The 14,104-nt window shown below is 71.6% G+C and carries 4 protein-coding genes; 1 reads left to right on the top strand and 3 read right to left on the bottom strand.

Translation table 11 applies throughout. The annotated features are described in order from the left end of the window. Nucleotides 1-35: 35 nt before the first annotated feature. Together AW272_RS05605 and AW272_RS05600 are read right to left on the bottom strand one after the other, a co-directional pair. Entirely contained in the window at nucleotides 36-1,508 is a 1,473-nt protein-coding gene (locus tag AW272_RS05605) for a hypothetical protein (protein WP_066361528.1), read from the bottom strand. Then, complete coding sequence (locus tag AW272_RS05600) at nucleotides 1,505-7,303, bottom strand: non-ribosomal peptide synthetase (RefSeq protein WP_066361527.1); 5,799 nt, start codon at nucleotides 7,301-7,303, stop codon at nucleotides 1,505-1,507. Before AW272_RS05600 ends, AW272_RS05605 begins: the two co-directional genes overlap by 4 nt. Before the next feature lie 207 nt (nucleotides 7,304-7,510). Between AW272_RS05600 and AW272_RS05595 the strand changes: the two genes are divergently transcribed. Further along, a complete protein-coding gene (locus AW272_RS05595) occupies nucleotides 7,511-12,679 on the top strand; it encodes a non-ribosomal peptide synthetase/MFS transporter (protein WP_066361526.1) in 5,169 nt (1,722 codons plus the stop codon). Here the strand turns inward: AW272_RS05595 and AW272_RS05590 are convergent. Beyond that, a complete protein-coding gene (locus tag AW272_RS05590; protein ID WP_066361524.1) occupies nucleotides 12,624-13,985 on the bottom strand; it encodes a sensor histidine kinase in 1,362 nt (453 codons plus the stop codon). The two genes, AW272_RS05595 and AW272_RS05590, sit on opposite strands and share 56 nt — an antisense overlap. Between the last annotated feature and the right edge of the window lie 119 nt (nucleotides 13,986-14,104).

Raw genomic sequence — 14,104 nt, 5'->3', positions numbered from 1 at the left:
CTGGTGATCACATCGCGGGCAGGACGCTCATGCCGTCAGCGGCCCGGCCCGTCCGACCCCGCCACGAAATAGTGGCGGGGGGTGATGGCCGCCATTCGTCCGGGCAGCAGGCGCAGGCATTCCGTGTGCAATTCCCGGGGCGTCAGTGCCGTATCCACGCGGCAGACCAGTTCGCGATCAATTGATGCCGTCGCCCCGCAGGCATCGATGACCAATCGCGTCACTTCGGGCAGGGAAACCCATTGTCCGTCGGTGAACACCCAGGATTCATCTCGGCTAATCGGTGCAATTCCTGAAATTTCGGAAATGTCACTTGCATTGCCATTCCCGGCCGCGATCAACAGCTTCGCGATGCCCTCGCCGAGCAGAAGCGCGTCCTGCCGCGGCAGCACCCGGGGGTCGGCCCACAACGTCAGATCCAGCTCCCCGTGCAGCCGGTGCACCCACAGCGCCGTCCGGCACGGCAGGGTCGCCTCCGGCAGCCAGACCGCCCGCACCTCGTCACCGGAGGTGGCCGGACGGCCGGTCCGCCCGGTGCCGCTCATGTCGTTGAACACCAGGTCACGGGCGAAGAACACACCCCGTTCCCGCTGCACCCGCTCCATGATCGAGATCAGCGCGTCCGCGTCGAACCTGCTGTTCTGGTACGCCCCCAGCGCCGCCCCCCGCATCCCCGCGAGCACCTCCTCGAAAGAGGAGGCCACAGGCACCGGGACCAGCGCGTCCTGCGCGAGCGGCCCCACATACGACCGCAGATCGGGCTGGAAGCGGTTGGCCGAGATCGACAGCACGCCCGTCAGCGGCACCCCGCCCCGCACCCCGGCCAGCGCGGCGTAGGCGGCGAGCACGGCCGTCGACCCGGTCACCCCGGTCCGCGCGGTGATACGCGCCAGCGCGCGGGCGGCCCCGGCGGACCGCACCCGGAGCCGGGGCAGCCGCCACTCGTGCCCGGTGTCGTCGACGGAGACGGCCAGGGTGGAGCGAGGCACCCGGGACAGCGCCCCGTCCCAGTACCGCAGCGCCGCCTCGGCCCGCCGCCGGCCGGCGGTCGACGTCTCGGCCAGCGCGACGTCGACGGGTTGCGGCGCGATGACCGCTTCGAGCGGTTTGCCGACGACGATGTCGTCCCAGTCGGCCAGCAGCACGGCGAGCCCGGCGGCGTCGGCCGCGCTGTGGGTGGTCACCAGGGTCACCTGGTCGCCGGACACCCCCACCCGCAGTGGCAGTTCGTTCTCCAGGTCGAACCGCACCGTGTGATCGGCCTCGGGGCCGACCGCGACCTCGCCGGAGCCGTGCACCCGCTGCACGTCGCCGTGGAAGGTCGTGCGCAGCGACTCGTGCCGGGCCACCAGCTTGAGCACCGCCTCCGCCACCGACACCCCGGGCGGCAGCGGACGGACCACCCGGTAGTTCATGTGCTCCGGCGGGTCGGTGAGCACACACCGGACCATGTTGGCCTGGCCCATCGTGAGCGGGGCCTCACGGGACGGCAGCCCGGAGAACTTCATTGGGGCCTCCCGTGGACGAGGGCGGCGGCCTCCTCGTCGGAGAGCTCGTCCAGTTCGGCGACGATCAGGTCCTCGACCGCGGCGGCCAGCTGTTCGACGGTGGGCGCGTCGAAGATGACCCGGATCGGCACCTCGACGCCGGTCATCGCCCGGATCCGGGCCAGCGCGCGGGCCGCGAGCAGCGAGTGGCCGCCGATGGCGAAGAAGTCGTCCAGGGCGCCGACCCCGGTGAGGCCGAGGACCTCCCCGTACACCTCGGCGACGAGGGTCTCGGCGTCGCCGCGCGGTTCGACGTGCCCGAGCGAGGCGCCGGCGTCGGGGGCGGGCAGGCCGCGTCTGTCCACCTTGCCGTGGGGGGTCAGCGGCAGCGCGTCCAGCCACATCCAGACCGAGGGGATCATGTACGACGGCAGCGCGCCCCCCACCCACTCGGCGAGGTCGGTCCGGGTGCCGGTGAGGTAGGCGACCAGGCGGCCCTCGTCGGCGATCACGACGGCTCCGGTGACCGACGGATGCGCGGCCAGCCGCAGCTCGACCTCCGCCGGTTCGACCCGGTGCCCGCGCACCTTGACCTGGTCGTCGACCCGGCCGAGGAACTCCAGCCGCCCGTCGGCCAGGAAGCGGGCCCGGTCGCCGGTCCGGTAGACCCGCCCGTGGGGGGTCGGCTGGAACCGCTCGGCGGTCAGCGAGGGCCGGTTCAGGTAGCCGTCGGCCAGCCCCGAACCGCCCAGGCACAGCTCGCCCGGCATCCCCGGCGGCACCGGGTGCCCGTGGCCGTCGAGGACCAGCGCGATCACCCCGCCGACGGGCCGCCCGATCGGCGGCCGCTCCTCGCCGGTGACGTCTCCGGCGGTCGCGATGATGGTGCCCTCGGTCGGCCCGTAGGTGTTGACCAGCCGTACCGAATCACCGAACCGCGCCCGCCATCGCGCCACGGCGGCCCCGCTCAGCTCCTCGCCACCGAGGATGACCAGCCGCAGCCGGGGCGGCATGTCCACGTCGAGCGTGACCAGCTCGTGGAAGTAGGCGGTCGGCAGGTCGAGCACCGTCACGTCCCGCCCACGCGGCGAGGCCAGGAACGACGGCAGCGTCAGCGGCCCGTCGGGCAGCAGTTCGAGGGTCGCCCCGGCGGCCAGCGCCGGATAGATCTCCTCGGCGTGCGTGTCGAACGAGTAGGCCGCGAACTGCACCACGTGGTCGTCGGGGGTGAGCTCGTAGGCCTCCCGCATCCACGCCACCCGCGCGGCCAGCGCCTGGTGCCCGACCACGACGCCCTTCGGCATCCCGGTCGAGCCCGAGGTGAACAGCACATAGGCCGCGTCCTCGTGACTCCCTCCGGCGGCCTCCTCGCGCAGGAACGCCTTCCGCGACTCGGGCAGCGCCGGGTCGATCGGCAGATAGGCGGCGCCCGACGCCCAGGCGCCCAGGAGCGCGCCGATGCCCTCGGGGGTGCGGTCCAGCCCGACCTCCCGGATGGTGCGTCCGGGGGCGTGCACGGCGATCGGGAGCTCCCCGTAGGCGACGGTGCGCCCGTCGGTCCGGATGGCCACCGCGTCGGGCCGCTCGGCGATCTGCCGGGCGATCATCGCGGGGACCCGTTCGGGGTCGGGGAGCGCGGGGCCGTGCATGACCTGGTCGAGGAACTCCCCGTCGGCCGACGTGAGCAGCGGCAGCTCGGACAGCCGCCGCGCCGGGTCGGCGATGACGCCGCGCAGCAGCGTCTCCAGCCGCGCGGCCAGGCCACGCGCCGTCGAGGCGTCGTAGAGGAGCGTGTCGTACTCGAGCTGGACGTGCAGGCCCTCGGGGTCCTGCCAGGCCTCCAGCAGGAGGTCGAACTTGGCCTGGGCGTGCCCGCTCGGCAGGTCGGTCACCGTCAGCCCGGCGAACGGGCGCGGCACCCGGCCGGTCTCGTGGGTGTGCAGGATCGCCATCGTCTGGAACACCGGCGTCCTGGTCAGGTCGCGCTCCAGCCGCAGCTCGCTGACCAGCTTCTCGAACGGCACGCCCCGGTGCTGGAAGGCGTCCAGGACGGCCATCCTGGTCTTCAGCAGCACCTCGGAGAACAGCGGGTCGCCCGACAGATCGCCGCGCAGCACCAGGATGTCGGTCAGATAGCCGATCACCGATTCGAGCGCGACGGTGTCGCGTCCGGCGTTGGAGGTGCCGACGAGGATGTCGGTACGCCCGGTGTGCCGCGCCAGCGTGGTCTGGTAGGCGGCCAGCAGCGCCATGAACAGCGTCACCCGGTTGTCCCGCGCCAGCGTGATCAGCCGTTCGGTCTCGGCCAGGCTGAGCCGGAACGTCACGAGCGCGCTCGGCCCGGCGCCGCCGGTGCGCGGCCGGTCGGGGTGCAGGTCGAGCGGTGTCGGCTCGGCGAGCTGCCGCCGCCAGTAGTCGACCGCCTTGCCGCTGTCGCGGGCCCGCTGCCAGACGGCGACGTCGCCGAACTGGAGCGGCACCGGCGGCAGTTCGACGCCCGAGTAGGCGTCGGCGAGCTCGTCGAGCAGGATGTTCAGCGACACCCCGTCGCCGGTGATGTGGTGGGCGACGACGCAGAGCACGTGGCCGTCCGGAACCTCGGCCACGGTGACCCTGATCGCCGGGCCAGCGGTGAGGTCGAACGGCGTGTTCACCCGGTCGGCGACCGGCCGCGCGGCGTCGTCGGCGGTGATCCACTCGATGACGGGCGTGACGTCCTGGATCTCCACGACGGGCTCGCCGTCGACGGCGGGGAAGGCGGTCCGCAGGATCTCGTGCCGCGAGGCGACCGTCGTGAGCGCGTCCTGGAGCCGTGACCGGTCGAGCTCGCCGTCGAGATGGCGGACCAGCCACATGTTGAACCCGGCGTCGGTGTCCGGGTGGAGCCGGTTGAGGAACCAGAGACGCTCCTGCCCGGCCGACAGCGGCGGCGTCGTCCCGGCGGGGCGCGGCGACGGCACGTGCTCGACCGGCGGCCGGGCCCCGTCGACCTGGGCGGCCAGCCCGGCGACCGTCGGGTGCAGGAACACCGCGCTCACCGGCAGCCGGACCGGCAGCCGCGCGATGACCCGGGTGGCCAGCAGCGAGTGCCCGCCCAGCGCGAAGAAGTCGTCGTCGGCCCCCGGCATGGCGGTCTTCAGCACGTCCGAGAACACCTTGGCGACCAGCCGCTCGGACCGCGACTTCAGCATCCGGGACGGCGCGGTGGTCACCTCGGCCTTCGGCAGCGCCTTCCGGTCGACCTTCCCGTTGGGCGTCAGCGGCAGCGCGTCCAGCACGACGACCCGGCTCGGCACCATGTACGCCGGCAGCACCCGCCGGGTCTCGTCCCGGACGTTGGCGTCGTCGCCGGTGACGAAGGCGACGATGGTGTCGTCCTGGAGCGCCACCACCGCCTGGCCGACCCCGTCGATCGACTCCAGCACGGTCTCGATCTCGCCGAGCTCGATGCGGTGCCCCCGGAGTTTGACCTGGTTGTCGGTCCGTCCGAGGAACTCCAGGGTCCCGTCGCCGAGCATCCGGACCAGGTCGCCGGTCCGGTAGAACCCGTCGGGCGTGAACTTCTCGGCGGTCAGGTCGGGCCGGTCGTGGTAGCCCAGGGCCAGCCCGAGCCCGCCGATGCGCAGCTCGCCGGGCACCCCTATCGGGGCCAGGTCGCCGTTTCCGGCGACCACGCGGATCACCGTGCCGGGCGTCGGGCGGCCGATGCTGATGGCCTCGGCGTCGCGGGGGACGTCCCAGGTGGTCGAGTAGATGGTCGTCTCGGTGGGGCCGTATCCGTTGATCAGCCGCCGGGTGCGGCCGGTCAGCTCCCTGGCCAGCTTGGGCGGCAGGGGTTCGCCGGCGGTGATCGCGGTGACCGGCGGGAAGTCGGCGGTGAGCAGCACGCGCCAGCCCGACGGCGTGGCCTGCACGTGGGTGACCCCGTTGTCGCGGATCAGGTCGGCGACGACCTGGGCGTCTCTGGCGTCTTCGGCGAACACGACCCGGCCGCCCGTGATGAGCGGCAGGAACAGTTCCACCGCCGAGATGTCGAACGCGGTGCTGGTCAGCGCGAGCCAGACGTCGTGCGGCGTCGACCCGACGATGTCCCGCATGCCGAGGAGCAGGTTCGCCAGCGCGGGGTGGCTGACGACGACGCCTTTCGGCCGGCCTGTTGACCCGGAGGTGTAGAGAATGTAAGCGAAGGTGTCAGGGCTGGTCGGAGTGAATTCGCTCTCGGGGACGACGAGGTCCTCGTCGCGTAGAACGACCTCGGCGCCTGAATCTTTCAGAATGTATTCAACGCGCGCCTGCGGATAGGCCGGGTCGACCGGCAGATAGGCGGCCCCGGCGAAATGCGCCGCGAGCATCGCCACGATCGTCTGGACGCCCCGCGAGGTCCTGATCGCGACCAGCGCCGCCGGGGGCAGCGACGCCGCCACCGACTTCGCCCAGCGGAGCAGTTCGTCGTAGGTGACGTCGTCGACGGCGAGCGCGTCGGGGGTCCTGGCGGCCTGCTCGACGAACAGGGAGGTCCACGTGGCGACCTCGTAGCCGGGTGCGCCCGCGCCCTGCTCGGTCAGCCAGGCCCGCTCGCCGGCGGGCAGCAGGTCGGCCGTGTCCAGCGGCTGCGTGGGGTCGTCGAGGAGGGCGTCCAGGAGGGTCAGGAACCGGGCGCCCATGTTCCCGGCCGTGGCCTCGGTGAACAGTTCGTCGCTGTAGATGAGCGAGCCCGTCATCGAGCCGTCGCTGTGGGGCCACAGGTCGAGCGACAGGTCGCATCGGGCGCCGGTGTAGCCGGTGGCGAAGGCCTCCGCGTCGAGACCGGGCAGGGGGCTCGCTATCGCGTCGGCGGTGTAGCTGTGCAGGGCGAACATGGTCTGGAAGACCGGGGTGCGGCTCAGGTCGCGGGGGAGGCCGAGGTCGGCGATGACCTTCTCCAGCGGCACGTCGGCGTGCGACATGGCCTCGATCACCGTCCGCCGGGTGGCCTTGACGGCCTCGGCGAAGGTGCCCGCCGGCGTTAATCGCAGGGGAAGCATGCTGGTCAGGTGGCCGATGACGTTCTCCTGGCGCACGTCGTCGCGGCGGGAGACCGGGGTGCCGACGCAGAAGTCGTCCTGGCCCGAGTGCCGCGACAGGAACACCGCGAACGCCGTCAGATAGAGCATGAACGGGGTCGCCCGCATGTTCCGCGCCGTCTCGGCGGCTTTCGCGGAGGTCGCCGCGTCGATCGTGACGACCACCTCGCCGCCCAGGCCGCTCCGCCGCGCCGGGCGGGGCAGGTCGGTGGGCAGGTCCAGCACCGGCACGCCCCTGAGCCGTTCGACCCACCAGCCCGCGTCGGTCTCCGCAGCGCCGGCGACCTGCGGGTTCGGTGGTGGGAGCGCTCCAGATCCGCTGTAGGCGTCGGCCAGCTCGCGGGCCAGGATCCCCACCGACAGGCCGTCGGCGATGATGTGGTGCAGGGCGATCGCCAGCACGTGGTCGTCGGCGGCCAGCCGGATCAGCACGACCTTGATCGGCGGCTGCGACAGGTCCATCGGCGAGTTGGCCAGCTCCCGCACCACCTCCTGGGCCTCGTCCGTGTCCGCCGCCGTGACCTGCGTCATGGGCACCGGTCCCGGTGGCAGCACCTCGGCCGCCGCGGTCGGGAACCGGGTGCGCAGACTCTCCTGCCGGGACGCCGCGGTCTCGAACGCCCGCGCCAGTCGCGCCGGGTCGAGGGGGCCGCGCAGCCGGTAGGCGTGGCACGTCGTGTAGGACGGGTCGGCGGGGTCGAGCTGGTGCAGGAACCACAGGCGTTCCTGCCCGGGGGAAAGCGCGCGAGCCAAGGGGAGAACCGCCAAACTAAAACTGGAAAGTTTGCTTACAGTTAGCGCGATCGGCGTCAGTGAACCACGCCGATGGAGGGGCCGACAAGCCCTCGTTTCAGTGATTGCCCGCACGTGAAGGCCGTGCGAGACTGACGATCTCCGCTTATCTGTAAAGACTATTTACAGTAAGGGAAATTGACAAACCGTCGTCGGGAGACGTTTCCAGTGAGCACACTGTCGGCCGACAAGAAGGCCCTCCTCGCCCAGCGGTTACGACGCAGGGAGGAGACCAGGGTCATCCCCCCGCGCGATCCGGCCGCGCCGCTCGTGCTCTCACCGGCCCAGGAGCGATTGTGGTTCCTGGAGCAGTATCGGCCGGGCACCACTACATACACCGTCCCGCTCACCATCCGTCTTGAGGGCGACCTCGACGACGCGGTGCTGGAAGACGCGTTCCACCAGGTCGCGGCCCGGCACGAGGTGTTCCGCACCCGGTTCGCCGGCGACGACGACGGCGTCCCGGTGGTGACCCTGCGGCCCGAGGCCGGGGCCGAGTTCCTCCTGCGGGAGGCCGGCACCGAGGACGAGGCCCGGCAGATCATCGAGACCGCGCTGAAGCGCCCGTTCGACCTGGAGCACGGCCCGCTGCTGCGCGCCCTGGTGGTCCGGCTCTCGCCCGCCGACCGGATCCTGCTGCTGGCCGCCCACCACCTGGTCACCGACGGCTGGTCGCACGACATCCTGTTGTCGGAGCTGCTCTCGCTGGCCCGCGGCGACGCGCTGAAGCCGCCGCCGAAGGTCGCCTACGCCGACTACGCCGTCTGGCAGCGCGACCGCGACCACGCGAAGGACATCGCGCACTGGCGCGAGCACCTGGCGGACGTCCCGGTGCTCGACCTGCCCACCGACCGCCCGCGCCCGCCCGAGATGGGCCACGCCGGGGCGGTGTACGAGGTCCCGGTGGACGTCGCCATCGCCCGCGACGGCACCGTGACGCCGTACATGGTCCTGCTGGCGACCTTCCAGGTGCTGCTGGGCCGCTGCACCGGCCAGGACGACTTCGCCGTCGCCTCCCCGAGCGCGGGCCGGAGCGTTCCCGAACTCGACGACGTGGCCGGGATGTTCATCAACACCCTCGCCATGCGGGCCGACCTCGCGGGCGACCCGACGTTCACCGATTTGGTGGCCAGGGTCCGCGACCGCGCCCTCGACGCCTTCGCCCACCAGGAACTCCCGTTCGACCGCCTGGTCCAGGAGCTGGAGGTCGAGCGCGACGTCTCCCGCTCGCCGATCGCCCAGGTGACGATGGCGCTGCAGAACTGGCGCCAGGGCCTCGACGGTCACGGCCTGACGCTGACCCCGTTCCGGGTCGAGGCCGGGGTGAGCCGCTTCGACCTGTCGCTCTACCTGTACGAGCGTCCCGGCGGCTACTGGGCCCAGTTCGCGTACAACACCGATCTCTTCGATCTGACCACGATCGAACGCTTCGCCGGCCACTTCTCGGCGCTGCTGGCCCAGGTCGTCGCCGACCCGAACCACCCGATTTCGTCCTACCCCCTCCCCGCCGGGGAGGTGCTGACCTTCTCCGACGGCGGTGTCGTCGCCGACAGGGCCGGAACGCTCCTGCACGAGGTGGTCGACGGGCCCGCCGACCGCGTGGCCATCAGGTGCGACGGCGTCGACCTCACTTACGGCGAACTGGCGGAACGTTCCGCCGCCCTCGCCGCCCGATTACGCGACCTGGGCGCCGGACGCGACTCCCGGATCGCCGTCTGCCTGGAGCAGTCGGCCGAGATCGCGGTCGCCATCCTGGGGGTCCTGAAGGCGGGCGCCGCCTATGTGCCGCTTGACCCGGCGCAACCCGACGACCGCCTCGCCTACCTGGTCGAGGACGCCGGCATCGACATCGCCGTGACCCGGCGCGAGCTGCCCGGCATCTCGCACACGGTCACCCCGGACGAACGCGGCTCCGGAGCACTTCCGGAGGTCTCGGAAGACGACCTCGCCTACGTCATCTACACCTCCGGCACCACCGGCCGCCCCAAGGGCGTGGCGGTGCAGCACCGGCAGATCCTCACCTATCTCTCGGGCGTCCGCGAGCGCCTGGAGCCCAGGGAAGGCGGCTCCTACGCCCTCCTCCAGTCGCTGAGCTTCGACTTCGGCATCACGGTCTTCTACCTGTCGCTGATGACCGGCGGCACGCTGACGCTGCTCAACCCGCGCCTCCCGGCCGAAGAACTCGCCGTGACGATGGCGGACAGCGACTACCTGAAGATCACCCCGTCGCACCTGGCGTCGCTGCTGCCCGAGGCCGACGTCCTGCCGAAGGAACTGCTCCTCCTCGGCGGCGAGGCGTCGCCGGCGGAGTGGGCCGCGAGCCTGCGCAGGCCGGGGCTGCGGGTGGTCAACCACTACGGTCCCACCGAGGCCACCGTCGGCGTCACCACCCACGACGTCCACGACGACGAGAAGGGCCTGCTCCCGATCGGCCGCCCGCTGCCGGGCGCCCGCGTCTACGTGCTCGACCCGGCCGGGAACCCCTGCCCGGTCGGCGTCCCCGGCGAGGTCCACCTCGGCGGCGACCGGCTGGCCCGGGGCTATCTGAACCGGCCGGCCCTCACCGCCGAGAAGTTCGTGCCCGACCCGTTCGGCGAACCCGGCGCCCGCATGTACCGCACCGGCGACCTCGGCCGCTGGCTGCCCTCCGGCGAGCTCCAGTTCCTCGGCCGCCGCGACCTCCAGGTGAAGGTCCGCGGCTACCGGGTGGAACTCGCCGAGATCGAGATCGTCCTGGCCGACCGCGAGGGAGTCGGCCAGGCCGTCGTCGAACTGCGTGACGACCGCCTGGTCGCCTACCTGGTCGGCGAGGCCCGCGACCTGCGCACCGAACTGGCCGACCTGCTGCCCGACTACATGATCCCGTCGCGGTACGTCTGGCTCGACGCCCTCCCGCTGAAGTCCCACGGCAAGGTCGACCGCGCGGCGCTGCCCGACCCGGGCACCGACCGCCAGGCCGAATCGGTCTTCGTCCCTCCGGCGAACGAGCTGGAACAGGCCATCGCCGACGTCTGGGCCGCCGTATTGGGCGTTGACCAGGTCGGCGCCGAAGACGACTTCTTCGCCCTCGGCGGCCACTCCCTGCTCGCGGCCCAGGTTGTGGCCAAGCTCCGCCGCGTCACCGAACGCCCGGTGACGATCATGGACATCTTCAAGTACCGCACGGTCAGAGCCCTGGCGTCGAGAAAGGACGACGGGCCGAGAAAGTTCCTGCATCGCCTCACCCCACCGAGACGCACGACCACCAACCTCGTCTGCGTCCCCTACGGCGGCGGCAGCGCCGCGATCTACCAGCCCCTCGCCGACGCGCTGCCCGACCACGTCGCCCTCTACTCCGTCGCCGTCCCCGGCCAGGAGTGGGGCCTCGACGAGGTGGGGCGGCCGATCCCCGAGGTCGCCGACGAGTGCGCCAAGGAGATCCTGGAGCGGGTCCCCGGCCCGATCGCCCTCTACGGTCACTGCGGCCTGGGCGTGATGCTCGCGGTGGAGATCGTCCGCCGTCTGGAGGCGGCCGGGCGTGAGGTCGAGGTCCTGCACCTCGGCGGCGTCTTCCCCTTCTCCAGGCCCAGCTCGGTGGTGGGGAAGATCCGCACCATGGCCGAGAAGATGCGCTCGGACCGGATGTGGGCCAACGGCCTCATCGCGGCCGGTCTCGACGTCGAGGAGCTCGACGACGACCAGCTCAAGGCGATCATCCAGAACCGGCGCGAGGGCACCCGCGAGGCCGAGGGCTACTTCACCAAGCTCTGGTCGGAGTCGGGCGGCCCGGTGATCAACGCCCCGATCGTGGCGGTCGTCGGCGAACGCGACCCGGCCACCGAGTTCTACCAGGAGCGCTTCCGCGAATGGCTCCGGCTGGCCCCGGCCAGCTCGTGCGTGGTCCTCGACGAGGCCGGCCACTTCTTCCTCAAGCACCGCGCCGAGGAGCTCGCCGAGATCGTCACCACCCGCGAGGTGGTGCCCCGGACCGCCGAGAGCACCTGGTGGACCCAGGCCACCTCTGAGGAGCCCGTCACCGACGAGGGCCCGAAGCCGAGCATGAAGCGGTTCGGCGCGGTCGCCGCCGGGCAGCTCGTCTCGATCATCGGCTCGGCCCTGACCGAGTTCGCCGTGCCGCTGTGGATCTACATCACCACCGGCTCACTGGTCAACTTCGCGCTGTTCTCCGTCATCGGCCTGCTGCCCGGCATGCTGATCGCCCCGTTCGCGGGCGTGATCGTCGACCGGTACGACCGCCGCAAGGTCATGCTCGCCGGAGACGTGGGCGCCTGGTCGACCCAGCTCGCCCTGGGCATCCTGCTGTGGACCGGGAACCTGCACCTCTGGACGATCTACCCGCTGCTCGCGATCCTGTCGATAGCGCTGACCTTCCAGCGCCTCGCCTACGGCGCGTCGATCCCGCAGCTCGTGCCGAAACGGCTGCTCGGCCACGCCAACGGCATCGTGCAGATGGTCACCGGGTCGTCCCAGCTCATCGTGCCGCTGATCGCCGCCGGGCTGATGGGCACGATCGGGCTCGAGGGCATCCTGATCATCGACGTCGTCAGCTACACCTTCGCGATCGTCTCGGTGCTGCTGGTGAAGTTCCCCCGGGTGATGGGCCTGCGCCGCCGGGAGACCATCTGGGCCGAGATGGTGGGCGGGTTCCGCTACACCTGGTTCAACCTGAACTTCCGCGCCATGCTGCTGTTCTTCGCCGGGCTCAACATCTTCCTGTCGCCGTTGTTCCTGCTGCTCAGCCCGCTCGTGCTGGCCGACGTCACCAGGGATGTCAGCGACGTCGCCAGGGTGTCGTTCGCGGGCGGTGTCGGCGTGCTGCTCGGCGGTCTGCTGGTCGCCCTGTGGGGCGGCCCGCGCCGCCACCGGATGCGCGGCATGCTCCTGGCCACCCTCGGCCTGGCGGTCTTCTGCGCGGTCACCGGCCTCGACCAGAGCCTCCTGATCATCGCGGTCGGCGCGTTCGGCATGTCGTTCGCGCTGACCGTCGTCAACGGCGTCTACGCGACGATCATCCAGGTCAAGATCCCGCAGCGGTTCCACGGCCGCGTCATCGCGCTGAACACGCTGGTCGCCTGGTCGACCCTGCCGCTGGCCTTCGGCGTGGTCGCGCCGTTCGGCGCGGAACTGATGGAGGACCTCGTCGGCGGCCCGGCGGGACGGGGGATCGGGCTCCTGTACGTCATCTTCGCCGCCGCCATCGCCCTCATCGCCCTCGTGGCGCTCCGGGTGCCGCTGCTGGCCCGGTTCGACGCCGACGTGCCCGACGCGCCGCCGGACGACCTCATCGGTCTTCAGGCGGTGGCGGACCGGCGAGTGGCAGCCGCATCACGAACCTGACGCCGCCCGGATCGGACTCCACCGTGACCGTGCCGCGGTGGGCCTCGACGACCTCACGGGCGATGGCCAGGCCCAGGCCGCTGCCGCCGCGCTGACGGCTGCGGGCCGTGTCGAGACGGGTGAACCGCTCGAAGATGCGCTCGCGGTCGGCCTCGGGGATGGTCTCGCCGTCGTTGTGCACGGTCAGCACGGCCTGGTCGCCCTCGGCCACCAGGCTGACCGTGACCTCGCTCGCGGCGTGCCGGTCGGCGTTGTCGAGCAGTTCGCCGAAGGCCCGCGCGAGCTGCGGTTCGATCGCCTCGACGACCACGCCCGGCTCCAGGCGCAGCTTCCTCGGCATGCGCTCGGAGCTGGGCTTGAGCCGGGCGCCGACCAGCCCGGCCAGGTCGACCCGCTCGCTGACGTGGGCGTCGGCCGAGCCCACCCGGGCCAGGAACAGCAGGTCGGTGATGATCGCCTCCAGCCGGTCGGTGTCGCGCAGCGCCGCCTCGATCGCCTCCGGCATGTCCTCGACGTGGAGCCGGCCGCTCTCCAGCTGGGCCCTGATCCCGGCGATGGGGGTGCGAAGCTCGTGGGAGGCGTCGGCGGCGAACTGGCGCTGCTGCTCGATCGCCCGCTCCATCCGGCCCAGGGTGGCGTTGGCGGTCCGGGCCAGCTTGGCGATCTCGTCGTTGCCCGGCGGGATCGGCACCCGCCGGGACAGGTCGCGGGCGGTGATCTCGGCCAGCTCGTTGGTGATGTCCTCCACCGGCTGGAGGGTGCGGCCGGTGATGCGCCAGGCCAGCCAGCCGATCAGCGCGGTCAGCAGCGCCACCTGCAGTGTGATCGCCAGAGCCAGGCTGCGGGTGGTGAGGAAGTTGGGGGCCTCGCGGGCGGCGTACACGACCTCGCTGTTGGGGTCGGGGGTGGCTCTTATTCCGACGCCGTAGACGCAGTTCTTGTCCGGCAGCGGGCAGGAGGTGAAACGGATGATCCGGTTGTCGGGGGCCGGCCAGACGGCGGTGACCGGGGGCAGGTCGCGGGCCGGGTTGCTCGACTCGATCACCCGGCCGCCGGGGGCGACGACCTGCACGTAGGTGATCCCGTCGCGGATCGGGATGGGCGCGGGGACGTTGCCCATCCGGATCTCCGCCGAGACCACGGAGGCGACGTCCTGACTCGCCTCGAAGATGCCGTCGATCACCAGCCTGCGGGTGATCATGTTGCCGCCGATGCCGACCGGGATAAGGATCAGCAGCGCCACGGCCACCGCGACGAACGTGAGGCGCGCGCGTATCGAGCGGGTCCGCAGCCAGGGGAGGGACATCCCTTGAGGCTACTCACCGTGATCTCATCGCGCCGCCCCGACAACACCAAAGGTAGGCCAAGCCCGGTTTCCGAATCGGACATCGCCTTATGCTGGACACCCTGCTGGAACAAGTACGA

The sequence above is a fragment of the Herbidospora mongoliensis genome (assembly GCF_001570545.1).
Lineage (GTDB): Bacteria > Actinomycetota > Actinomycetes > Streptosporangiales > Streptosporangiaceae > Herbidospora > Herbidospora mongoliensis.
The sequence above is the reverse complement of the archived record's forward strand: the minus strand, read 5'-3'. Positions and strand labels throughout refer to the sequence as shown.

Coding starts and splice junctions, on each gene's coding strand:
- AW272_RS05590 (WP_066361524.1), bottom strand. CDS start 13,985: ATGTCCCTCCCCTGGCTGCGGACCCGCTCGATACGCGCGCGCCTCACG.
- AW272_RS05605 (WP_066361528.1), bottom strand. CDS start 1,508: ATGAAGTTCTCCGGGCTGCCGTCCCGTGAGGCCCCGCTCACGATGGGC.